Origin of the sequence: Hydrocarboniphaga daqingensis, assembly GCF_900129825.1 — a bacterium.
In the GTDB taxonomy this organism is placed as follows: Bacteria; Pseudomonadota; Gammaproteobacteria; order Nevskiales; family Nevskiaceae; genus Hydrocarboniphaga; species Hydrocarboniphaga daqingensis.
Window position 1 is genome coordinate 31,165 of record NZ_FQWZ01000003.1, and the last position, 22,838, is coordinate 54,002.

Below are 22,838 nucleotides of genomic sequence, written 5' to 3' on the forward strand. Positions count from 1 at the left end.
CGCCATGAGTCGATCGCATCGCCCGCTGTGCTGGCTGGCGCTGCTGCTGTTCTGCGCGGCGCCGGCCGTTGCTGCGGCTGCGGCCGACGCGACGCTGCTGCGCCGTGGCAACGGCCCCGACGTCGAGACCTTGGACCCGCACAAAGTCCGCAGCGTGGCCGCTGGCAACGTCGTCCGCGATCTTTACGAGGGCCTGCTGACCGAAGCCGCCGACGGTCGCCTGGTGCCCGGTGTCGCCGAGCGCTGGGAGATCGACGACGATGGTCGTCGCTATCGCTTCTGGCTGCGCGACAACGCACGCTGGTCCAACGGTGAGCCGCTGACGGCGCAGGACGTCGTCGCGGGCCTGCGTCGCAGCGTCGATCCGGCAACAGGGTCGCCGTCGGCGCAACTGCTGACGCCGATCGCCGGTGCGGCCGCGATCATTAACGGATCGGCGCCGCCGGCTTCACTGGCGGTCGACGCGCGGTCCGACCGCGAGTTGGAGATCCGCCTGCAGCAGCCGACGCCCTATCTGCTCGCGCTGCTGGTCAATCCGGCTGCATTCCCGGTGTATCGCGGCGGCATTGCGGCCGCGTCGGCCGCGGTCACCAACGGGGCTTATCAACTGGAGGGCCGGGTGCTGCAATCGCAGGTGACGCTGCGCCGCAATCGCCACTACTGGAACGATGCGGCAACGCATATCGAGCGCGTGCAGCACATCGTGACCGAAGACCTGGCGTCCGAGTTTCAGCGCTTTCGCGCTGGCGAACTCGACATCACCGAGCAGGTACCGGCTGCGCAAGTGGCGACACTGGGTGCTGCGCTACACCGGCAATTGCGCATTGCCGATTATCTGGGCGTCTACTACTACGGCTTCAACACGCGACGGCCGCCGTTCGACAACGCCGATCTGCGTCATGCACTGAGTCTGGCCGTCGACCGCCAGGTGATCGTCGACAAAGTGCTCGGCAGCGGCGAGCGTCCTGCTTATGGCTGGCTGCCGCCGCGCATCAATGGCGCACCCGCGGTGCAGCCCGAATGGTCCGGCTGGACCCGCGAGCAGCGGCTCGCCGAAGCGCGCCGGCTGTACGCGCGGGCCGGCTATTCGGCCGCGCGGCCGCTGCGCACCGAGATTCTGTACAACACCCACGACTATCATCAGAAGATCGCCGTCGTGATCGCCGCCATGTGGAAGCAATTCCTCGGCGTTGAAACCCGTTTGCGTAACGAGGAGACCAAGGTGTTTCTGCAGAGCCGCCGCGACGCGCGCCGCACCCAGATCTTTCGTGGCTCCTGGGTCAGCGACTTCAACGATGCCAGCAGCTTCGTCGACCTGCTGCTTGGCACCAACCCGCGCAACGACACCGGCTACGCCAGCGCGCGTTATGACGCGGCCGTGGCGGCGGCCAACCTCGTTGATGGCGCGCAGCGCCGACGTGCCCTCGTCGATGCGCAGCAAGCCTTGATCGACGATGCGCCGGTGATTCCGCTGTACTTCTACGTAACCAAACATCTGGTGTCGTCGCGCGTCAGCGGTTGGCAGGACAACCTGCTCGACCATCACTACAGCCGCGATCTGCGGCTCGACGGCGCGCCCACGCGATGACGCCCGCGTTGCTGCGCCGGCTGCTGCAGTTGCTGCCGACCTTGCTGCTGCTGGTGACGCTGACGTTCCTGATGCTGCATGCGGCGCCGGGCGGGCCGTTCGACGACGAGCGCGCCTTGCCCGCGGCAACCCGCGCCGCGATTGAAGCGCAATATCGCTTGGACCAGCCGCTGTGGCAGCAATACCAGCATTACATCGGCCAGTTGCTGCGCGGCGATCTGGGGCCGTCCTACCAGTATCCCGACCGCAGCGTCGCCGACTTGATCGGTGCCGGGCTGCCGCTTTCGGCGCTACTCGGCGGCCTCGCGATGCTGCTGGCGCTGGTGTGCGGGCTGATGCTCGGCGCGATGGCGGCGTTGAAGCCGCACGGCGCGCGCGACCATCTACTGATGCTGTTCGCGGTCACCGGGTTGTCGATCCCGAACTTCGTGCTGGCGCCGCTGCTGATTCTGCTGATGGCGGTCACGCTGCAATGGCTACCGGCCGGCGGTTGGAGCGGGGATCCCTCACAGCTGGTGTTGCCGGTACTGGCGCTGGCACTGCCGCAGATCGCCACGATCGCGCGGCTGACGCGGGCCGCATTGCTCGACGTGCTGCAGACGCCGTGGATTCGCACCGCGCGAGCCAAGGGGCTCAGCGAGCGCCAGATTATCTGGCGGCATGCGCTGCGTCCGGTGATGCTGCCGGTGATCAGCTACCTCGGCCCGGCGGCTGCCGGCACGCTGACCGGTTCGGTGGTCATCGAGCAGATCTTCGGCTTGCCCGGCATCGGTCGCTATTTCGTGCTCGCCGCGATGAACCGCGACTACGGCGTCGTACTGGGTGTGGTGCTGCTGTACGGCGTGCTGATCGTCGTGTTCAACCTGCTGGTCGACCTGCTGCACGCCGCGCTCGACCCTCGCGTGCGGCTATGAACCGGCGCGCGCATTCCGTTGCTGATGCGCTGCGTCAGCGGCCGGTGGCGCTGGCCGCGGCCGTCGCGCTGCTGGCGATCACGCTGTTGTGCATCGCCGGTCCGTGGTTTGTTGATTGGCGTTTCGATGCGATCGACTTCGACGGAACGTGGTCGGCGCCGCCATCGGCGATGCACTGGTTCGGTACCGATTCGCTGGGCCGGGATCTGTACGTGCGCACCTTGGTGGGCGGCCGCATCTCGCTGGCCGTGGGTCTGGTCGGCACGCTGGTGTCCTTGCTGATCGGCGTTGCCTACGGTGCGGTCGCCGGCTACGTCGGTGGCCGCGTCGACGCGCTGATGATGCGCGCCGTCGACGTGCTGTATGCATTGCCGTTTCTGTTCCTGGTGATTCTGCTGATGCTGCTGTTCGGGCGGCATCTGTTGCTGGTGTTCGTCGCCATCGGTGCGATCAACTGGCTCGACATGGCGCGGATCGTTCGCGGTGAAACCCGCGCGTTGAAAGCGCGCGACTTCGTGTCGGCCGCCATCGTCAGTGGCGTATCGCCGTCGCGCATCGTCGCGCATCACATCGTGCCCAATTTGCTGGGCGTGGTCGTCGTCTACGCCACGCTGACAGTGCCGCAAGTGATTCTGATGGAAGCTTTCCTGAGTTTTCTCGGACTTGGCGTGCAAGCGCCGGCGACCAGCTGGGGCGCGCTGGTCGCCGACGGTGCGCGCGACATGGAACTCGCACCGGCAGCGCTGATCTTCCCGGCGCTGTTTCTCGGTGCGAGCCTGCTGTCGCTGAACCTGCTCGGCGATGCGCTGCGTGACGCGCTCGACCCGCGGCAGCATCGATGAACCCCTCCCCGCCGACGCCGGCCCTGTCGCCGCTGCTGCGTGTGCGCGACCTCTGCGTCCGCCATGCGACCGCCGATGGCGGGACCGAAACCGTCAGTGGTGTCGCGTTCGACGTGCCGGCCGGCGGCGCCGTCGGCATCGTGGGTGAATCGGGCTCGGGCAAGTCGCAGACGGCGCTGGCGCTGATCGGCTTGCATGGGCCGAGCACGCGCGTGCAGGGCTCGATACGCTTCGACGGCGACGAACTGCTGGCGCTGGATCCCGCTGCATTCCGCCGCCTGCGCGGCGCACGCATCGGCACCGTGTTCCAAGACCCGATGTCCTCGCTCAACCCGTATCGCCGCATCGGGATGCAACTGGCCGAAGTGCTCGAAACCCATCGCGGCGCCACGCGCAGCGCCGCATGGGCGGCGGCAGCGCGGGCGCTGGATGCGGTCCGCGTGTCCTCACCGCTGCAACGCTTGCAGCAGTATCCGCACGAGTTGTCCGGTGGCATGCGTCAGCGCGTCACGATCGCAATGGCGATCATTGCGGGCCCGCAGCTGCTGATCGCCGACGAGCCGACGACCGCGCTCGATCCGACCGTGCAGGTGCAAATTCTCGAACTGCTGGACCAGTTGCGCCGCGAACAAGGCTTGGCGCTGCTGCTGATCACGCATGATCTCGGCGTGGTCGCGCGCTTGTGCGAGCAGACGCTGGTGATGGTGTCCGGCAACCTCGTCGAAGCCGGCCCGACGCGCGAACTGCTGTCGGCGCCGCGCCACCCGTACACGGCGGCGCTGCTGCGCGCGCGTCCCTCGATCCACCATCCGCCGGGCATGCCGCTGAACGGATTGCCGGGCCAGCCGACGTTGGCGCACGAGTCCGGACAGGGCTGCCGGTTTGCTGCGCGCTGCGAGCGCGTTCAGCCCGATTGCATTGCGCTGCCGCTGTACCGGCAGACGCACGATGCTGCCGAGCAGCGCGTGCTGCTGTGCCGGCATCCGCTGCGGCCGTTTGCGCCACACGTCTAGATCGATAGGAATCCGCTTACAGGCCCGCGAGCGAATAATCCGCGTTATCACCGGTCGTCTGCTCATGCGCCGCCGCGTATCGATGTTACCGATAGGACTCGCGTCGCGTCTGTCAGCCTGAAGCCATCGTCAACCGGAGAGTGCCATGTATCGAGGGATCGACCGCCGCGTCGCCAACACCATCTGCCGCGTCGGCTTTGCCCTGATGGCCTGGCTCACGTCCACCGTCGCACACGCCTACATCGTGCCCACCAGTGGCGTGACCTACTTCAAGACCACGACCACCTATCAGGGCGTGGCGCGGACCACGCTGTATTTCAAGCCGACCGCTGCCAGCACCAGCAAGGCGCCGATGTTGGTGATGCTGCATTACAAGGGCGGCAATCCCGAGGCGATGGCCTACCTGACCGAGGTGCAGGAGTTGGTGCGTGACTTCGGTATCTGGGTGGCGCTGCCGCCGGTCGCCGACGGCGACTGGCACGACGACCCGAAGGACACCAGCACCACCGACGACGTCGGTTTTCTGAGCACGTTGATCGACAGCTCGGTCGCTGCGTATCCGGTCGATGCCAAGCGCGTCTACATGACCGGCTTTTCCGACGGCGCGATGATGACGCTGCGCTACGCCTGCCAGCGGCCCGACAAGATTGCGGCGGCCGCCGCCGTGTCGGGCGTGATGTTGAAGAATCTGGTCAACGTCTGCAGCAGCCCGATGCGTGCCACGCCGATGGCGATGATCAATGGCACCGCCGATACGATCGTCAAATACTCGCCGGGCAAGTACGCCATCTCGATCACCGTGCCCGACTCGGCCAAGCACTGGGCCAAGATCAACGGCTGCGGCGCCGCACCGGTGGTCACCAAGCTGCCCAACGTGTCCACCAGCGACGGCACCACGGTGCAACTGTCGAGTTGGCTCGGCTGCGCCACGGGCAACGCGGTGCAGCTGTACACGATCAACAACGGCGGCCATACCTGGCCCGGTTCGCCGTACAACGCCAGCAAACAGGGCGTCACGTCCTACGACATCAACGGCACGCTGGCGGTCTGGGAATTTGTCCGCGCGTTCACCCGCTGACGCGCAGGCTCGTTACCGCGCTCGCTTCAACAGCGGCTTCAGAAACTGCCCGGTGTAGGAGCGCGCATTGCGGGACACGTCTTCCGGCGTGCCGGTGGCGATGATCTCGCCGCCACCGGATCCGCCTTCGGGACCGAGGTCGATCAGCCAGTCGGCGCGTTTGATCACGTCCAGATTGTGCTCGATGATCACCACGGTGTTGCCATGCTCGCGCAGGCGCTCCAGCACCTTGAGCAACTGCGCCACGTCGTGGAAGTGCAGGCCCGTGGTCGGCTCGTCGAGGATGTACAGCGTCTGGCCGGTGTCGCGTCGGCTCAGTTCCTTGGCCAGCTTGATGCGCTGCGCTTCGCCGCCGGACAGCGTCGTCGCGTTCTGGCCGAGCTTGATGTAGCTCAAACCAACGTCCATCAGCGTTTCCAGTTTCTTGGCCAGCGCCGGCACCGCTTTGAAGAACGCCAGCGCGTCTTCGATCGTCATGTCGAGCACTTCGTCGACCGACTTGCCCTTGTACTTCACTTCCAGCGTTTCGCGGTTGTAGCGGCGGCCGCGGCAGGTGTCGCAGGTGACGTACACGTCCGGCAGAAAGTGCATCTCCACCTTGATTACGCCGTCGCCTTCGCAGGTTTCGCAGCGCCCGCCCTTGACGTTGAAGCTGAAGCGCCCGGCTTCGTAGCCGCGCGAGCGTGACTCGGGCACGCCGGCAAACAGCTCGCGGATCGGCGTGAACAAGCCGGTATACGTCGCCGGGTTGCTGCGCGGCGTGCGGCCGATCGGCGACTGGTCGATGTCGATCACCTTGTCGAGGTGTTCCAGGCCTTCGATCTCGTCGCATTCGGCGTGACGCGTGCCCGCGTTGTTCAGCGCGCGCGCCGCATAGCCGAGCAGCGTGTCGTTGATCAGCGTGCTCTTGCCCGAGCCGGACACGCCGGTCACGCAGGTGATCAAGCCGATCGGAATCTCAGCGGTGACGTTCTTCAGATTGTTGCCGCGCGCGCCGGTCAGCACGATCTTTTTCTTCGGATCGGGCTTGCGCCGCTGCTTGGGGATCTCGATGCCGTCGTTGCCGGACAGATAGCGCCCGGTGATTGAGGCCGGGTTGGCGATCACTTGCTCGGGCGTGCCTTCGGCGACGATCTGGCCGCCGTGTACACCGGCACCGGGACCAATGTCGACCACGTAGTCGGCGCGGCGGATCGCGTCTTCGTCGTGCTCGACAACGATCACGGTATTGCCCAGGTCACGCAGCCGGAACAGCGTCTTCAGCAGCCGCTCGTTGTCACGCTGATGCAGGCCGATGCTGGGCTCGTCGAGCACGTACATCACACCGACCAGGCCGGCGCCGATCTGCGAGGCCAGCCGGATGCGCTGCGCTTCACCGCCCGATAGCGTTTCGGCCGAACGCGCCAGCGTCAGATAGTCGAGGCCGACGTTGTTCAAAAAGCCGAGCCGCGCGCTGATCTCCTTGACGATCTTGTCGGCGATCTCGCCCTTGTGGCCCGGCAGCTTCAGCGTCTGGAACAGCGCCTCGGCTTCGCGGATCGACAGCGAGGTGATTTGCGGCAGCCGCGTGTCGGCGACGTACACGTGGCGCGCGGCGCGGTTCAAGCGCTCGCCGCTGCATTCCGGGCAGGCGCGGTTGCTTAAGTACTTGGCCAGCTCCTCGCGCACGGCCACCGACTCGGTTTCACGGTAGCGGCGCTCGAGGTTGGGCAGGATGCCTTCGAACTTGTGGACGCGCGTCACCAGCCGGCCGCGTTCGTCCGGATACTGGAACGGCAGCTTGTCGTCGCCGCTGCCGTTGAGCACCAGGTCCTGCACCTTCTTGGTCAGCTTGTTCCACGGCTTTTCGGGGTCGAAGCCGTAGTGCTTGGCCAGCGAGTTGATGAAATGCCAGTAGTAGGCGTTTTTCTTGTCCCAGCTGCGGATCGCGCCGGCGGCCAGCGACAGCTCCGGGTGATGCACGACGCGGTCGGCGTCGAACACCTGCATCGTGCCCAGGCCATCGCACTTGGGGCAGGCGCCATGCGGCGCATTGAACGAGAACAGCCGCGGTTCAAGCTCTTCGAGCGAGTAGCCGCAGTGCGGGCACGACATCCGCGCCGAGAACGTGTGCACCGGCTCGGTTGCCTCGCCATGCGGTACGACCAGCGCCAGGCCCTCGCTGAGCTTGAGCGCGGTTTCGAACGATTCGCTGATGCGCTGCTTGATGTCGGGTCGTACCTTGAAGCGGTCGACGACGATCTCGATGTCGTGCTTGAGCTTGCGGTTGAGCTTGGGCACCTCGTCGAGTTCGTAGACGCGGCCGTTGACCCGCGCGCGGACGAAACCCTGGGCGCGCATCTGCTCGAACCACTCGGCGTGCTCGCCCTTGCGGCCGCGCACCACCGGCGCCAGCAGCATCCACGCGCTGTTTTCGGGTTGGGCCAGCACGTAATCGACCATCTGCGCGACCGACTGCGCCTCCAGCGCTACGCCGTGGTCCGGGCAACGCGCGGTGCCGACGCGCGCGTACAGCAGACGCAGGTAGTCGTAGATTTCGGTCACGGTGCCGACCGTCGACCGCGGGTTGTGCGAGGTCGACTTCTGCTCGATCGAAATCGCCGGCGACAGGCCTTCGATCGTGTCGACGTCCGGCTTCTCCATCTGGCCGAGGAATTGGCGCGCATACGCAGACAGCGATTCGACATAGCGCCGCTGGCCTTCGGCGTACAGCGTGTCGAACGCCAGCGAGGATTTGCCCGAGCCCGACAGTCCGGTGATGACGATCAGCTTGTCGCGCGGCAGATCGAGCGACACGTTCTTGAGGTTGTGCGTCCGTGCACCGCGAATGCGGATGGAGTCCATAAGGGTCCGGTCGGGCCTGCTGGGGAGCCGTCGCGAGCCCCCCTCGGCGGGCAAGGAGCGGGCGGCGGCTCAAAAAGGGGGAAATGTGATGTTGGTGGCAACCGCGGGCGAATCAATGGCGCCCGGAGTGACCCGATGCGAGACGTGCCTGCGCAGCGGGGCTTGAGGCAATTACAATGGGCCGGTCAGCGGTAATCAACTTTCAATGAGGTCTGTCCCATGGCTCGTGGCGTCAACAAGGTCATTCTGATCGGCAACCTGGGCAAAGACCCCGAAGCCAAATCCTTCGCCAATGGCGGCAGCGTCACCAACATCACGCTCGCTACCAGCGAAAGCTGGCGTGACAAGGAAGGCAACCAGCAGGAACGCACCGAGTGGCACAACGTGGTGTTCCACAACAAGCTCGGCGAAATCGTGTCCCAGTACTGCCGCAAGGGCTCCAAGGTGTACATCGAGGGCTCGCTGCGCACCCGCAAGTGGCAGGACAAGACCACCGGTCAGGATCGCTACACTACGGAAGTCCATGCCACCGAGATGCAGATGCTCGACGGCAAGCAGGGCGGTGGCGGCTCGGCCGAGTTCGGCGGCTCCAGTGGCGCCTCGAGCGGCGGTTATGGCGGCGGCGGTGGTGGTTATGGTGGCGGGAGTGGCGGCAGCAGCCGCTCGGCGCCGCCGGCCCGCAGTGCGCCGGCCCCGGCGCAGGATCCCGGCTTCGAAGACGACGACATTCCGTTCTGACGCCCCGCGTACCGGCACGATGTCCACCAGGCCCTCCTCGACGGAGGGCCTTTTGTTTGGAAGGCCATGGCACCGAACTTGCGGCGCCGCGGCATTCGGCTCCCGCCTCCCACGATGGCGTCGCCCGGCGCTGCCGCGGCCGGCGCCGCAAGGACATCGACTCATGGCAATACCGTTGAAGAAACCGCTGGTGCCGGCCGGCATGACCGGCCTGGTGCTGACCGCTGGCGGTGCGCGCGGCGCCTACCAGGCCGGCGTGCTCAAGCGCATCGGCGAAATTCCGGGCCTGCGCGGCAAGCCGTCGCCGTTTCCGATCATTGCCGGCGCGTCGGCCGGTGCGATCAACGGTGCGGCGATGGCCGCCTACGCCGGCAATCTCGGCGAGGCCACTGACCAGCTGGCGCGGCTGTGGTCGCAGCTGAAGATGACCGACGTCGTGCGCATCGACACGCCGGCCTTGATCGGCAACGTCGCGCGCATCGCGGCCGACTTTGCGCTCGGCGCGGTGATCGGCGCCGGCCGCACGGAGTCGCTGCTCGACGCGGCACCTTTGCATCGCTTCCTGACCGGGGCGCTGCCACCCAACGGCATCCGCGATTCGATCGCCAAAGGCCATCTGTACGCACTGGCGATCACGGCCACCGGTTATCACTCGGGCCGCGCGTTCACGTTCATTGAAGGCCAGGACGGCCATCCGCTGTGGCAGAAGAGCCGGCGCGTGGCGCTGCGCGCGTCGATCACGCCGCAGCACGTCTGCGCGTCGGCGGCGATCCCGATCGTGTTTCCGCCGGTGCCGCTGGCCGCGTCCGGTACCACCGCCTACTTCGGCGACGGCGCGATGCGGCTGACCACGCCGCTGAGCCCGGCGATCCGGCTCGGTGCCGACAAGGTGTTCGCAATCGGCATCCGCAGCAAATCGGCCGCCACCGATCTGCTGCGCGCCGAACTGGCGCCGGCGCTGGCCGGCGAATCACTGCGGCGGCCGCCGTTGTCGCAGATCTGCGGCGTGTTCCTCAACGCGATCTTCCTCGACCATCTCGACGCCGACCTCGAGCATCTGGCGCGGATGAATGAGCTGATCGGCGCCTATCAAGCGCTGTCGCGCAAGGCGGCGGCGGTCGAAGTCAGCGAGCCGATGCGCATCGTCAGCCCGTTGAGCATCGCGCCGTCCGAAGACCTCGCCGTCGTCGCCAAGACGCTGTCGCACCGGATGCCGCGCACGATCCGCCTGGCGATGGAAGGCTTGGGCACGCCCGATGCGCAGAGCGCCGACCTGCTCAGCTATCTGCTGTTCGACTCGGCGTTCACGCGCGAGCTGATCGCGATCGGCTATCGCGATGCCGACGCGCGCGTCGACGAGATCGAGCAGTTCCTGCGCAGCGATCCGCGACCGTCGCCGTAGACGACGTCGTCGTGCGGCGGACCGGTTTGGGCTGGCCTGCCGCTGCGATCGATCAGCTGCCGGCCATCGTTCACGCTCCGGACGATCGCGCCAACAGGCGCTCGACACATTGCGACAGCCCGCGCACCGGCAGGCCGATCCAGCCAGGGCGATTGGCGGCTTCGTAGCCGACCTCGTAGGCGGCCTTGTGCAGCACGAATAAATCCAGCAAGGCATCGGCGACCTCGGACGAGGCGATCGGTGTTGCGCTGGCGCGGCTGACCTCACGGTATCGCGCCATGAAGGCCGCTTCGCCTTCGACTGCGAATCGCGCCAGCAAACCCTGGGCGCGATCGCGCGAGGCATCCACTGGCCGCGCGGCATCGCTGCGCAGGTCAAGCCCGGCGACCGACGCTACCGCATAGTCCAGCGAGCGCAGCAGACCGGCGACGTCGCGCAGCGGCGTCGTCTTGCGCCGCCGTTCTGCCAGCGCACGCTTGGGTTCGCCTTCGAAGTCGATGATGTAGCTGTCGCCCTTGGATACCAGCACCTGGCCCAGATGAAAGTCGCCATGGATGCGCGTACGTAAGGCGTGGCCGCGCAAGGACGCCACGCGGCGCACCGCGTGCAGGATCGCGTCGCGCTGCGACACCAACACGCCAGCGCGTGTCCGCGTCGCATCGTCCGGCCATTCGCGTCGCGCCGCGAGCAGGTCGAGCGCGATGCCGAGTTGCTGCGCGGTGTCGTCGGCCCAAAGCGCGAAGTCATCTGGCTGCGCGGGCTCGGGTGCAAAGTCGGCATCGTCGGTCGGCTGTGCCAGTACCTGATGCAGTTCAGCGAGGCGTTGACCGATATTGCCGGTGAAGGCCGCGTAGCGCTGCACGACACTCTCGATGCCGTCGCTGCTGTCCTGGCTGCCGATGCTGAACTCGTTGACATGCCGTTGCAGGTAGTCGGTGACCCAGCGCCAGGCGTCGCCTTCGTTGTACAGATAGCCCTGCACGATCATCAGCGTGTATTCGTCGCCGTGCTCGTCGACACGCACCACATCGCCGAGCAGCGGCGCCGTATTGGCATAGCCCCGTTGCGTCAGATAGCGCGTCATCTCCGTCTCGGGGTGAACACCCGGCGCCACGCGCCGCACCAGCTTGATAACGGCCTGGTCGTTGATTGTCAGCGAGCTGTTCGACTGCTCAGCCGACAGCCATTGAATCGGCGCATCGTCGGCCAAGTTCAGCGCCGCCAATGCCGATGTCGCGCGAAACTGCAGATCCCCTTGCGGAGTCGGCACCGGAACGCCGCTGTGCAGGTGCGCGATCACGCGTCGCGCCAACGCATCGACGACGAACGCATCGGTCAGGTAGCCGATGCGACGGCCGCGGCGCACACGTGCCAGTGCCAGCTGCTGCGGCAAGGCCGCCAGCGTGGGCTCGTCCCAGACGATGCCGACCGGCAGCGTGTAGCGTTCGTGTTCACCATTGCCGAGTTGCACGTCGATTTCGGCCATCGCCACGTCACTGCCCGGCAGCGGTGCCGCATAGGCGACGTGAGCCGACACCAATGCGCGATCCTTGGCCGCAAACCAGCGCCGCATCGGCAAATAGGCGGGCAACACTTCGCCTTCCAGAATGCCGCGTAGTCGGCCGTCGAGAATCTCGGCCGGCCCGTCGCGCAGCACGAACGTCACCAGCTCCGGCAGCGCTTCCGGCGGGCGCTCGCCGACGATCTGCAAACGCTCGTCCGACGAAATCGAGAACCAGTAGAAGCCGTACGGCGGCAGCGTCAGCAAGTAGCTGAGCTGGCCGATCGGAGGAAATGCGGTGCCGCCGAGCAACTCGACCGGCGTACGGCCGGCGAAGCTCGACAAGTCCAATTCAACCGCTTGTGCAGCGCGCGACAAGTTGGCGACGCACAGCAGCGTCTCACCTTGATGGCAGCGCAGGTAGGCGAGGATCTTGCGATTCGTCGGTCGCAGAAAGCGAATCGCCCCGCGACCGAACGACTGGTGACGACGACGCACGGCCAGCATGCGACGCATCCAGTTCAACAAGCTGTGCGGGTCGCGCGACTGCGACTCGACGTTGACCACTTCAAAGCCATACAGCGAGCCTTGCAGCACCGGCAGCACCATGCGTTCGGGGTCGGCGCGGGAGAAGCCGCCGTTGCGATCGGGCGTCCACTGCATCGGCGTGCGCACGCCGTCTCGATCGCCCAGGTGGATGTTGTCGCCCATGCCGATCTCGTCGCCGTAGTAGATCACCGGCGTGCCCGGCATCGACAGCAGCAGTGAGTTCATCAGCTCGATGCGGCGACGGTCGCGCTCCAGCAGCGGCGCCAAGCGGCGACGGATGCCGAGATTGAGCCGCGCGCGACGCTCGGTGGCGTAGGTCGCCCACAGGTAATCGCGCTCGCGGTCGGTGACCATCTCCAGCGTCAGCTCGTCGTGATTGCGCAAGAAGATCGCCCATTGGCAGTGCTCGGGGATGTCCGGCGTCTGCCGCATGATGTCGATGATCGGAAAGCGGTCTTCTTGCGCGATGGCCATGTACATCCGCGGCATCAACGGAAAGTGGAACGCCATGTGGCATTCGTCGGCGGCGCTGCCGCCGAAATACTCCTGCACGTCTTCGGGCCACATATTGGCCTCGGCGAGCAGCATCCGGTTCGGATACTCCTCGTCGATGACCTTGCGGATCATCTTCAGGATCCGGTGCGTCTCCGGTAGATTTTCGTTGCTGGTGCCATCGCGTTCGATCAGGTACGGCACGGCATCGAGCCGCAGGCCATCGACGCCCAGATCCAGCCAGTGGCGCATCACACCGATCACCGCCTTGAGCACGGCGGGATTGTCGAAGTTCAAGTCCGGTTGGTGGGAATAGAAGCGATGCCAGAAGTAGGCATTGGCGACGGGGTCCCAGGTCCAGTTGGACTTCTCGGTGTCGCAGAAGATGATCCGCGTCTCCGTGTACTTCTGATCCGTGTCAGACCACACGTAGAAGTCGCGCGCCGCCGAGCCCGGCTTGGCATGACGCGCGCGCTGGAACCAGGGATGTTGATCCGACGTATGGTTGATCACCAATTCGGTGATGACTCTCAAGCCGCGCTTGTGCGCTTCAGCGATGAAATCGCGCGCATCGCCCATGTCGCCATAGTCGGCGTGTACGCCGCGATACTCGGCGATGTCATAGCCGTCATCACGTCGCGGGCTGGGATAGAACGGCAGCACCCATACCGTGTCGACGCCCAGGTCGGCGATGTAGTCGAGCTTGCCGATCAAGCCGCGAAAATCGCCGATGCCGTCGTCGTTGGAATCGAAAAACGACTTGACGTGCACCTGGTAGATCACCGCGTCGCGATACCATTGCGGATCGTCGCTGAGCGTCGACGGCTTGCGCCGCCGGGTTCGGGGCTTGGGCGCGTCGTGCTGCGCGGGGCGCGGATCATCGGCCATCGCGTGCTCCTGTCATGACATCGGTGGGGCAGGGCGTCATGGCGTGCGGATGCGCCAGATCGCAAACGGCTGCTGCGGTGTCAGCCGCCACTGCTGATGCTTGCCGTGCCAGAGGAAGTGCTGCTCGTTGACCAGATCGTCGACGGTGAGCCGACCGTCGTCGGGCAAGCCGAAATCCCACAGCGGAATCTCGAAGTCCATCGTCTGCGCCTGATGCGGGTCGAGGCTCACGGCGATCAGCAGCACGTTGTGGCGATCGGCGGTGGCCTTGCTGAAGTACAGCACCTGATCGTTCGAACACGGCAGGAAGTTCAAGCCCAAGTGGGTCTGCAATGCGGGGTTCAAACGACGGATGCGGTTGAGCAGCGTGATTTCGCGCGTGATGTGGCCCGGCCGCTGCCAGTCCCAGACGCGGATCTGATACTTCTCCGAGTCCTGGTATTCCTCGCGTCCTGGCAGCGCTGCGGCTTCGCACAGCTCAAAGCCGCTATAGACGCCCCACAAGCCCGACAGCGTCGCGGCCAGCGCCGCGCGGATCAAAAAGCCGGCCCGGCCGCCGTGCTGCAGAAACAGCGGGTTGATATCCGGCGTGTTGACGAAGAAATGCGGACGGAAGTATTCGCGCATCGCCGTGTCGTTCAACTCGCTCAGATACTCGGTCAGCTCCGCCTTGGTGTTGCGCCACGTGAAGTAGGTGTACGACTGCGAGTAGCCGACCTTGGCCAGACGGCGCATCAGCTTGGGCCGCGTGAAGGCTTCAGCCAGGAACACCGCATCCGGGTAGCGGCTGCGAATGTCGGCGATCATCCAGCGCCAGAACGGCAGCGGTTTGGTGTGCGGATTGTCGACGCGGAACAAGCGCACGCCACGCTCGCACCAGAAGCGCACTGCATCGCGCAGTGCCAGCCATAGTGACGGCATCGCACCGTCGGCATAGAAGTCGACGTTGACGATGTCTTCGTACTTCTTCGGCGGGTTCTCCGCGTACTGAATCGTGCCGTCGGGCCGCCAGGCAAACCATTCCGGATGCTGCTTGAGCCAGGGATGATCGGGTGAGCACTGCACGGCAAAGTCCAGCGCCAGCTGCAGGCCGTGATCGCGTGCGGCCCGATGCAGTTGGTCGAAGTCATCCAGCGTGCCGAGGCGGGGATCGACCGCGTCGAAGCCGCCTTCGGATGCGCCGATCGCGTACGGGCTGCCGGGATCGTCGGCGCTGGCCATCAGCGCGTTGTTGCGGCCCTTGCGATGGATACGGCCGATCGGATGGATCGGCGGGAAATACAGCACATCGAAGCCCATGTCGCGGATCCGCGGCAATTGCGCGATCACGTCGATGAAGGTGCCGTGACGCTGGGCATCGAAGCTCATCGAGCGCGGAAACAACTCATACCAGCTGGCATAGCGCGCGCTGGGCGGCTCGACCTCCACCGCCAGTGCCGGCTCGTGGCGCGCTGCGAAGGCGCGGGTGTCCGCAGCCCGCATCAGCGCGGTGGTGTCGTCGGCAATGAGGCGCGTGTAGCGCTGCGCATCGTCGGCGTCGAGCAGTGCATCGTGTAGCGCCTGCAAGGCTTGCGCGGTGTCGCCGGTGCTGCGTGCCGCGGCTTGCTCGAGTTTATGCAAGCCTTGTTGCAGCTCCACGCCGATCGCGAGCCGGGCGTGATGCTTCTGATGGATCTCATGCCGGTAGCTGGCCCAGTCATCGCGCCAGGCTTCGACCGTGTACAGGTGGCGACCGAGGCGCGTCACGGTAAACGCGGCGGTCCAGCGATCATTGCCTAGCGGCTGCATCGCGACCTCGTGCCACTGCGCTTCGTCGGCCGGGCGCCACAACAGCAGTGCGGCGACGTGATCATGGCCGTCCATGAACACGTCGGCCTGCACGTCGATCGTATCGCCGACGACGCGCTTGACCGCGAACTCACCGCCGTCGACGGCCGGTGTGATCGCCTCGATCACGACGCGCGGTGCTTTGACCGCCTGCTCGACGAGGCGGCGCGCGCGGCTCGCTGCTGTGCTGGCGATTGCAGCCTGTCGCGCCAAGCGGAAATAGCGCAGGTCGCCGCCATCGAGCGTGATGGTCTGCTGCAGTGACAGCTCGCCATCGTCGCCGAGCAGCTTCGACAGACCGCCCGCTTGGGCCCCCAGCAACGATGCCGGCGACAGCGGCACGTCGTGCTCCAGATCGGCGTTGATCGCCATCAGCAGCGCATCGTCGGCCTGTCGCGGGTCTTGGTCGCAGCGCAGCAGCGCGGTGACGCGGCCGCCGACGCCCATCAGCGGCCACAGCTGCGCCGGCTGGCGCAGTCGCGGCTCGCGGGCGAGCCACTGATTCAGTCGGCGGATTTCGTCGCTCAGATCAAACAGCGCGTCGTGCCGCAGGCGGCGCCAGTCGTCGGGCGAGCCATGGCATGGCGACAAGGGGTCGAGCGCGCCATATTCGAAGCCGATCGGCATCAGCCATCCACAACCGCTGCCGACTGCGAGGCGTAGCGCACGACGTGCCGCGCGCGATGCAAGGTCCAGCGTGGCCCGGTGCCGAGTGCCTCGTGGCTCGAACGGCGCTTCACACGAGGCAATGACCGGCGCGATCCGCGACAGCTGCTGATGTTCGGTCAGCAACCAGTCGCTGCGGAAATCCCACCAGGCGCTGGATCCGAACACGGCGTCGTAGCCTAAGCCGGCCAGCATCGGCAGTTGGTTTTGCGGTACGCCGGTGGTTGCCGCCAGAAACCGGCACCGGTGCCGCTGTTGCACGCGGTCCATCACGGTCTGCATCAAGGCGCGCGGCAGTCGCTGCGGCGTCTGCACGCAGACGCCACTGACGCCGGCCTCGCACCACTGCAGGATGCGTCGATGCCAGTCCTCAGCGACCTGTGCCGCGACCTCGGCGTCGTCGAGGCGCAGCGCTCGCGCGCCTTGCCAGGCCAGCGGGCGCTGCGAATCGGCGGCAGCATCGAGCGTGGTGTCGTGCTCGAACCAGTCGGGATGCTCGCGCGCGATGCGGCCGTTCGTCGCGCTACGGTCGATCATCGCGTCGAGCAGTACGTCGAGCCCGGCGCGACGCGCATCTGAGGTGAGGCGGCGCAAGCCGCGTATCGCGTCGGCGTCAGTGCCGTCGGCCAGCGCCGGATGCAGCAGGTTTTCGTCGTCGATCAGCCAGATCGTGCGGCCCGGCGCGAACACCGACGGCAACAGCACATGATCGAAGCCCAGCGCGGCGATGCGTTCGAAATGAGCCGGCCATTGCGACAGCGGACCGGCGATCAGCGGGTGCAGGTAATAGATGCGCGGGGCGAAACCGAGCCCCGACTGGCTGCCGTCAGACATCGCCGGACCGCTCCTTGGTCTGGCGCGGATGCGGCAATGCACCCGCGCAAAGTCGTCGCGCCGTAATGGCGTGAGCTCGACTTTACGCAGGGATGCCTGAACCGAGAGCGACTCGGTGGAGCGCGCCGCGGCTCACCGGGCGCGGGTGGTGTGCGTCGTCAGCGTCGCCGACGACGCGCTCCCACTATGGTGACGGCGAGTCTTCGATCCGGAAGTAATCCGGCCGCCCAGCCGTCCACAACTCGCCCCAGAGCTTGCCGCCACCGTCGACGGTCAGCACTTCGCCGGTGATGAAGCTGCCGGAGCTTGCCGACAGATAAACGCAGGCTTCGGCGATTTCCATCGCGGTGCCGGGGCGTTTCATCGGGTTGGCACGCGGGAATTCCTTGCGTGCTTCCGGCGGGTAGACATCGAGCCCTTCGGTTGCGGTCAGCCCCGGTGCAACGCAGTTGACGCGGATGTTCAGCGGCGCCCATTCGACGGCGACCGTGCGCGTGGCGCCGATGATGCCGGCGCGTGCTGCGACCGTGTGCGCCACGCCCGGCATGCCGCGCTCGATGACCACGGCGATGTTGCAGATCGAGCCCGGCGTGCCGGTGTCGCGCCAGTACTGCGCAGCGCGCTGCATCATGTACCAGGTGCCGTTGAGGTTGTTGTTGATGACCGCATTCCAGCCCTTGGGCGCGTAGTCGATCGCGCTCTGCGGGAACTGGCCGCCGGCATTGTTCACCGTGTAGTCGAGCCGGCCGAACTCGTCGTGGATGCGCTTGAACAGCGCGTCGACCTGCTCGGGCTCGCGCACATTGGTCGGCACCGCGATCATCGTCGCGCCGCGCTCGCGCGCGAACGCAGCCACGCGCTCGAGCTTGTCGGCGGTGCGGCCGCAGATCGCAACGCGCGCGCCGAGTCGCGCGAACAGCAGCGCGGTGGCGCGGCCGATGCCGCTACCGCCACCACTGACCATCGCCACCTTGCCGGCGAACAGGTCAGAGCGGTAGACGGTATCGGCGCTCCACAAGGCTTCCGGTGCGTTCGGGTCCAGTGCGTCGGTCGGGCTCATCAAAGATCCAGCAGTTCGCCGGCGATGATCATCTTGCGGACTTCGCTGGTGCCAGCGCCGATTTCGAGCAGCTTGATCGAGCGATACAGGCGGTTCATCTCGCTTTCCCAGATGTAGCCGCTGCCGCCGTGGACCTGCATCGCGTGGTTCAGCACCTTGTTCGTGGTTTCGGCCACGTACAGCACGCCGGCGGCGGTCAGCTTGTGGATTTCGCCACGTCCGGCTTCTTCTTCGCTGACGTCGTTGCAGGCGCGCAGCACCTGATAGGTGAACACGCGCATCGATTCAACCCAGGTGTACATGTCGGCGATCATCGACTGCACCATCTGGAAGTGTGCGATCGGCTTGCCGAACTGCTTGCGCTGCTTGGCATAGTCGATCGACAGCTGCAGCGCGCGTTCGGCGATGCCCAGGCAGATCGGCGAGATCATCGCGCGCTCCAGATCCAGGCCCGACATCACGATGCGCACGCCCTTGTTCTCTTCGCCGACCAGGTTGGCGACCGGCACGCGGCAGTTGTCGAACACCAACTCGCCGGTCTGGCTGCCGCGGAAGCCCATCTTGTTGAGCTTCTGCGCCACCTTGAAACCCGGCATGTTCTTTTCGACGATGAACGCGCTGATGCCCTTGGCGCCCAGGTCCTTGTTGGTCTTGGCATAGACCAGCAGCACGTCGGCGATCGGGCCGTTGGTGATGTAGATCTTGCTGCCGTTGAGCACGTAGTGATCGCCGTCGCGATGCGCCGTGGTGCGCATCGAACCCAGCGCGTCGGAGCCGGCGCCCGGCTCGGTCAGGCCCAACGCGCCGATCAGCTCGCCGCGGTTCATGCCCGGCAGATACTTCTGCCGCTGCGCTTCGTTGCCGTTGCGCAGAATGTTGTTCATGCACAGGTTCTCGTGCGCGACCCAGGCCAGCGCCAGCGCATGGTTCCAGCGCGAGAACGCCTGCAGGATCAGGCCCGACGTGAACACGTCCATGCCCGAGCCGCCATAGTTCTCCGGCGCGGTGATGCCGAAGTAACCCGTGGCGCCCATCTTCGGGAAGATGTCTTTGGGCCAGGACTCGTTGTCGTCCATTTCGGACGCCAGCGGATAGATCTCGGCTTGGGCGAAGCGGTCGGCGTTGTCGAGGATTTCGACTTCCTGGTTCGACAGGCCCGAAAACGCCTGCTGCACGCTGACACGCTCGGTGGGGTAACGCTGATCGTCGGCCATGGTTTGCACTTAAGTGAGTCGGACTTACCAGCTACCATAGGAACGCGCCGGTGCAGCCGCTTCGTCCGATGAGGTGAGAACCCGACGCCCCCTCGGCCCGTGATACGGGCCTTCGTTGAATTCCTGATGGAGAACCCGATGGATGTTCGCGCTGCCGTTGCCTTTGAGGCTGGCAAACCGCTGGTGATTGAGACCGTTCAGCTCGATGGTCCGCGCTATGGCGAGGTGTTGGTCGAAATCAAGGCCACCGGCCTGTGCCACACCGACAAGTACACGCTGTCGGGCGCCGATCCGGAAGGCATTTTCCCGGCGATTCTCGGCCACGAGGGCGCTGGCATCGTCGTCGATGTCGGCCCCGGCGTGCGTCACCTGAAAAAGGGCGACCACGTGATCCCGCTGTACACGCCCGAATGCCGCGAGTGCAAAAGCTGCACGAGCCACAAAACCAACCTTTGCACCGCGATCCGCGCGACCCAGGGCAAGGGCTTGATGCCCGACGGCACCAGCCGCTTCTCGTTCCAGGGCAAGCCGGTGTACCACTACATGGGCTGCTCGACGTTCGCCAACTACACGGTGATGCCGGAGATCGCGCTGGCCAAGATCCGCGACGACGCGCCGTTCGACAAGGTTTGCTACATCGGTTGCGGTGTCACCACCGGCATCGGCGCGGTGCTGTTCACGGCCAAGGTCGAAGCTGGCGCCAACGTCGTCGTGTTCGGTCTCGGCGGCATCGGCCTGAACGTGATCCAGGGCGCGCGCATGGTCGGCGCCGACAAGATCATCGGCGTCGACATCAACCCTGAGCGCGAGGCGATGGCGCGCCAGTTCGGCATGACGCATTTCGTCAATCCCAAGGAGATCGAAGGCGACGTCGTCGCCCACTTGATCGAGCTGACCGGCGGCGGCGCCGACTACAGCTTCGAGTGCGTCGGCAACACCACGCTGATGCGTCAGGCGCTGGAGTGCTGCCACCGTGGCTGGGGCGTGTCGACGATCATCGGTGTTGCGGCGGCTGGGCAGGAGATCAGCACGAGGCCGTTTCAGCTGGTCACCGGCCGGCGCTGGCAGGGCACCGCGTTCGGCGGCGCCCGCGGCCGCTCCGACGTGCCCAAGATCGTCGACTGGTACATGGACGGCAAAATCAGCATCGATCCGCTGATCACGCACGTGATGCCGCTGGAGCAGATCAACCATGGCTTCGACTTGATGGCGCGCGGCGAATCGATCCGCGGCGTCGTCGTCTACTGATTCGGGGCCGGCGATGAACACCACCACCGAGCAACTGCTGCAGACCTACTACGCGCGCTTCAACGCGCAGGACTGGGACGGCTTTCTGAGCTTGCTCAGCGACGACGTCGTCCACGACATCAACCAGGGCGGCCGCGAGATCGGCCGCGAGGCGTTCCGCGCGTTCCTGCAGCGGATGGACCGCAGCTACAGCGAGCAGATCGTCGACGTGTCGATCACCACCAACGCCGACGGATCGCGCGCAGCAGCGGAATTCGTCGTGCTCGGCACCTACAAGGCCACCGACGACGGTCTGCCGCCGGCCACCGGCCAGACCTACCGCTTGCCGGCCGGCGCGTTCTTCGAAATCCGCAATGGCCAGGTGGCGCGGATCAGCAACTACTACAACCTGCAGGACTGGCTGCGGCAGGTGGGCGCGTAGATGCAGGGCTTGCGGCTGCAGCGGCTCGGTGGCGAGGCGATCGCAACGCAGATCGACGCGCTGGCCGCGCTGCGCATCCGCGTGTTCCGCGACTGGCCGTATCTGTACGAAGGCACCGCCGAGTACGAAGCGCAGTACCTGCAAGCCTATGTGCAGTGTCCGCGCAGCTTGGCAGTGCTGGTTTGGGATGGTGACCAGTGCGTCGGTGCCTCGACCTGTCTGCCGCTGGCCGATGCGCCCGACGACATGCAGCAGCCTTTCGTCGACCAGCAGATGGACCGCTCGCGGATCGACTACTTCGGCGAATCGGTGCTGCTGCCGGCGTATCGCGGCCGTGGCATTGGCGTGGCTTTTTTTACCGAACGTGAAGCGCACGCGCGACTGCATGGGCTGACTTTGTGTGCGTTCTGCGCGGTCGAGCGTGCGGCCGATGATCCGCGGCGTCCGCCCGGCTATGCCGGCAACGACGCGTTCTGGGCGCGACGCGGCTATCAGCGGCTGCCGGCGATGCAGACGAAGTTCTCGTGGCCCGACATTGGCCAGACCCAATCCACGGCCAAGACGATGACGTTCTGGTCGCGCGAGTTGCCGCCGTCATGAGCACCGCGCTGCGGCGCTACACGGTGGCCACGGCTGCGTATCCGGTGGCGACGCCGCGGCACTGGGCCGATGTGCAAGCCACGCTGACGCAGTGGGTCGCCGAGGCCGCCGCACAGGGCGCACGTCTGCTGGTGTTTCCCGAATACGCATCGATGTCGCTGGCCGCCTTGCTCGGCGAGCCGCTGCGCAGTGATCTACACGGCCAGCTCGACGCGCTGCAGCGCTATCGCGACGACTACCTGGCGCTGCACTGCGAGTTGGCGCAGCGCCACGCCGTGCATCTGCTGGCCGGCAGCTTTCCGTGGCGGCTTGACGATGGACGCTACTGCAATCGTGCGTGGTTCTGCTATCCCGATGGCCGCACTGCATACCAGGACAAGCAGATCATGACCCGCTTCGAGCGCGAGGTCTGGCACATCGACCGAGGCGAGCCGCTGCGCGTGTTCGACACCGAACTGGGCTGTATTGGCGTGGCGATCTGCTACGACTCGGAGTTTCCGCTGCTGGTGCGTCAGCAGGTCGAGCAGGGCGCCGAGCTGCTGTTGGTGCCGTCATGCACCGACGCGGCGGCCGGCTATCACCGCGTCCGCGTCGCGGCAGCGGCGCGCGCGCTCGAATCGCAGTGCTACGTGCTGCTGTCGCCGCTGGTGGGCACGCTCGATTGGTCGCCGGCCGTCGACGTCAATGTCGGGGCCGCTGGCGTCTACGGGCCACCGGATCGCGGCTTTCCTGATGACGGCATCGTCGCCGCCGGCACGCTCGACCAGCCCGGCTGGGTCTATGCGACCGTCGATCTGGAGCGCGTGCGCCAGGTGCGCGCCGACGGCCAAGTGCTGAACCATCGGCACTGGCCCGAGCAGGGCATTTAACTCCTGCCCCGCCCGTCCCACGGCCGCCCCCGCTTGCCTCTCCCCCCGGGTGAGGGCGTCTGAGTATCGAACTCAGTCTGAGCCCCCAACGCCCTCGCCCCTGGCCCCTCTCCCGGAGGGAGAGGGGAAACTGGCGCCTGATTGCCCATTCCCGCCTGTTCCATGAGCAGCCCCAAGCTTGCCTCTCCCCCCGGGAGAGGCCGGCGCGCAGCGCGCGCCGGGTGAGGGCGTCTGCGGAATGAGCCATGTG

At 66.1% G+C, this 22,838-nt stretch carries 16 protein-coding genes; 11 read left to right on the top strand and 5 right to left on the bottom strand.

Annotated elements, in window-relative coordinates:
* Positions 1-4: 4 nt before the first annotated feature.
* The 5 genes from BUB09_RS06120 to BUB09_RS06150 all read left to right on the top strand — a co-directional run bounded on the left by BUB09_RS06120 (position 5) and on the right by BUB09_RS06150 (position 5,435).
* The gene (locus BUB09_RS06120; protein WP_072895642.1) at positions 5-1,588 is read left to right on the top strand and encodes a peptide ABC transporter substrate-binding protein; all 1,584 of its coding nucleotides are present in this window, start codon (positions 5-7) and stop codon (positions 1,586-1,588) included.
* A complete protein-coding gene (locus tag BUB09_RS06125; RefSeq protein WP_072895644.1) occupies positions 1,585-2,502 on the top strand; it encodes an ABC transporter permease subunit in 918 nt (305 codons plus the stop codon). Before BUB09_RS06120 ends, BUB09_RS06125 begins: the two co-directional genes overlap by 4 nt.
* Entirely contained in the window at positions 2,499-3,344 is an 846-nt protein-coding gene (locus tag BUB09_RS06130; protein ID WP_072895646.1) for an ABC transporter permease, read from the top strand. The genes BUB09_RS06125 and BUB09_RS06130 overlap by 4 nt, the downstream gene beginning before the upstream one ends.
* Positions 3,341-4,357, top strand: coding sequence for an ABC transporter ATP-binding protein (locus tag BUB09_RS16725; protein ID WP_084083214.1), 1,017 nt, complete (start codon positions 3,341-3,343; stop codon positions 4,355-4,357). Before BUB09_RS06130 ends, BUB09_RS16725 begins: the two co-directional genes overlap by 4 nt.
* Positions 4,358-4,502: 145 nt before the next feature.
* Positions 4,503-5,435 carry a CE1 family esterase gene (locus BUB09_RS06150; RefSeq protein WP_084083215.1) on the top strand — a complete coding sequence of 311 codons (933 nt, stop codon included), beginning with the start codon at positions 4,503-4,505 and terminating at the stop codon, positions 5,433-5,435.
* A gap of 12 nt (positions 5,436-5,447) precedes the next feature.
* On the opposite strand, the gene uvrA is transcribed toward BUB09_RS06150, so the two are convergent.
* A complete protein-coding gene (uvrA, locus tag BUB09_RS06155) occupies positions 5,448-8,279 on the bottom strand; it encodes an excinuclease ABC subunit UvrA (protein ID WP_072895649.1) in 2,832 nt (943 codons plus the stop codon).
* Between the two features lie 219 nt (positions 8,280-8,498).
* On the opposite strand from uvrA, the gene ssb reads away from it, so the two are divergent.
* Both ssb and BUB09_RS06165 read left to right on the top strand, forming a co-directional pair.
* Positions 8,499-9,017, top strand: coding sequence for a single-stranded DNA-binding protein (gene ssb / locus BUB09_RS06160; protein ID WP_072895652.1), 519 nt, complete (start codon positions 8,499-8,501; stop codon positions 9,015-9,017).
* A 163-nt stretch (positions 9,018-9,180) separates the two neighbouring features.
* Positions 9,181-10,419, top strand: coding sequence for a patatin-like phospholipase family protein (locus BUB09_RS06165; protein ID WP_072895655.1), 1,239 nt, complete (start codon positions 9,181-9,183; stop codon positions 10,417-10,419).
* Between the two features lie 70 nt (positions 10,420-10,489).
* Here BUB09_RS06165 and treS read toward each other — a convergent pair whose 3' ends face one another.
* The 4 genes from treS to BUB09_RS06185 form a co-directional block, all read right to left on the bottom strand.
* Positions 10,490-13,849 carry a maltose alpha-D-glucosyltransferase gene (gene treS / locus BUB09_RS06170; protein ID WP_072895657.1) on the bottom strand — a complete coding sequence of 1,120 codons (3,360 nt, stop codon included), beginning with the start codon at positions 13,847-13,849 and terminating at the stop codon, positions 10,490-10,492.
* A gap of 36 nt (positions 13,850-13,885) precedes the next feature.
* Positions 13,886-17,176, bottom strand: a complete 3,291-nt coding sequence (locus tag BUB09_RS06175) for a maltotransferase domain-containing protein (RefSeq protein ID WP_072895660.1) — start codon at positions 17,174-17,176, stop codon at positions 13,886-13,888.
* Positions 17,177-17,360: 184 nt separating this feature from the next.
* The gene (locus BUB09_RS06180; RefSeq protein ID WP_072895662.1) at positions 17,361-18,236 is read right to left on the bottom strand and encodes an SDR family NAD(P)-dependent oxidoreductase; all 876 of its coding nucleotides are present in this window, start codon (positions 18,234-18,236) and stop codon (positions 17,361-17,363) included.
* The gene (locus tag BUB09_RS06185) at positions 18,236-19,450 is read right to left on the bottom strand and encodes an acyl-CoA dehydrogenase family protein (protein ID WP_072895665.1); all 1,215 of its coding nucleotides are present in this window, start codon (positions 19,448-19,450) and stop codon (positions 18,236-18,238) included. The genes BUB09_RS06180 and BUB09_RS06185 overlap by 1 nt, the downstream gene beginning before the upstream one ends.
* 138 nt (positions 19,451-19,588) lie before the next feature.
* Here BUB09_RS06185 and BUB09_RS06190 point away from each other — a divergent pair, with 138 nt between their 5' ends.
* Genes BUB09_RS06190 through BUB09_RS06205 form a run of 4 tightly spaced genes read left to right on the top strand, consistent with a single transcriptional unit; the run spans position 19,589 to position 22,588 of the window.
* Positions 19,589-20,698 (top strand): S-(hydroxymethyl)glutathione dehydrogenase/class III alcohol dehydrogenase, encoded by a 1,110-nt coding sequence (locus BUB09_RS06190; RefSeq protein WP_072896614.1) that lies wholly within the window; start codon positions 19,589-19,591, stop codon positions 20,696-20,698.
* A 13-nt stretch (positions 20,699-20,711) separates the two neighbouring features.
* Positions 20,712-21,119 carry a ketosteroid isomerase-related protein gene (locus tag BUB09_RS06195; protein ID WP_072895668.1) on the top strand — a complete coding sequence of 136 codons (408 nt, stop codon included), beginning with the start codon at positions 20,712-20,714 and terminating at the stop codon, positions 21,117-21,119.
* Positions 21,120-21,719, top strand: coding sequence for a GNAT family N-acetyltransferase (locus tag BUB09_RS06200; RefSeq protein WP_084083216.1), 600 nt, complete (start codon positions 21,120-21,122; stop codon positions 21,717-21,719). It begins immediately after the preceding gene.
* A complete protein-coding gene (locus tag BUB09_RS06205) occupies positions 21,716-22,588 on the top strand; it encodes a carbon-nitrogen hydrolase family protein (RefSeq protein ID WP_072895672.1) in 873 nt (290 codons plus the stop codon). The genes BUB09_RS06200 and BUB09_RS06205 overlap by 4 nt, the downstream gene beginning before the upstream one ends.
* The last annotated feature ends 250 nt before the right edge of the window (positions 22,589-22,838 follow it).

Bases quoted from the DNA above. Each gene is read 5' to 3' on its own strand.
- BUB09_RS06120 (WP_072895642.1), top strand. From the start codon at position 5: ATGAGTCGATCGCATCGCCCGCTGTGCTGGCTGGCGCTGCTGCTGTTC.
- BUB09_RS06125 (WP_072895644.1), top strand. From the start codon at position 1,585: ATGACGCCCGCGTTGCTGCGCCGGCTGCTGCAGTTGCTGCCGACCTTG.
- BUB09_RS06130 (WP_072895646.1), top strand. From the start codon at position 2,499: ATGAACCGGCGCGCGCATTCCGTTGCTGATGCGCTGCGTCAGCGGCCG.
- BUB09_RS16725 (WP_084083214.1), top strand. From the start codon at position 3,341: ATGAACCCCTCCCCGCCGACGCCGGCCCTGTCGCCGCTGCTGCGTGTG.
- BUB09_RS06150 (WP_084083215.1), top strand. From the start codon at position 4,503: ATGTATCGAGGGATCGACCGCCGCGTCGCCAACACCATCTGCCGCGTC.
- uvrA (WP_072895649.1), bottom strand. From the start codon at position 8,279: ATGGACTCCATCCGCATTCGCGGTGCACGGACGCACAACCTCAAGAAC.
- ssb (WP_072895652.1), top strand. From the start codon at position 8,499: ATGGCTCGTGGCGTCAACAAGGTCATTCTGATCGGCAACCTGGGCAAA.
- BUB09_RS06165 (WP_072895655.1), top strand. From the start codon at position 9,181: ATGGCAATACCGTTGAAGAAACCGCTGGTGCCGGCCGGCATGACCGGC.
- treS (WP_072895657.1), bottom strand. From the start codon at position 13,849: ATGGCCGATGATCCGCGCCCCGCGCAGCACGACGCGCCCAAGCCCCGA.
- BUB09_RS06175 (WP_072895660.1), bottom strand. From the start codon at position 17,176: ATGTCTGACGGCAGCCAGTCGGGGCTCGGTTTCGCCCCGCGCATCTAT.
- BUB09_RS06180 (WP_072895662.1), bottom strand. From the start codon at position 18,236: ATGAGCCCGACCGACGCACTGGACCCGAACGCACCGGAAGCCTTGTGG.
- BUB09_RS06185 (WP_072895665.1), bottom strand. From the start codon at position 19,450: ATGGCCGACGATCAGCGTTACCCCACCGAGCGTGTCAGCGTGCAGCAG.
- BUB09_RS06190 (WP_072896614.1), top strand. From the start codon at position 19,589: ATGGATGTTCGCGCTGCCGTTGCCTTTGAGGCTGGCAAACCGCTGGTG.
- BUB09_RS06195 (WP_072895668.1), top strand. From the start codon at position 20,712: ATGAACACCACCACCGAGCAACTGCTGCAGACCTACTACGCGCGCTTC.
- BUB09_RS06200 (WP_084083216.1), top strand. From the start codon at position 21,120: ATGCAGGGCTTGCGGCTGCAGCGGCTCGGTGGCGAGGCGATCGCAACG.
- BUB09_RS06205 (WP_072895672.1), top strand. From the start codon at position 21,716: ATGAGCACCGCGCTGCGGCGCTACACGGTGGCCACGGCTGCGTATCCG.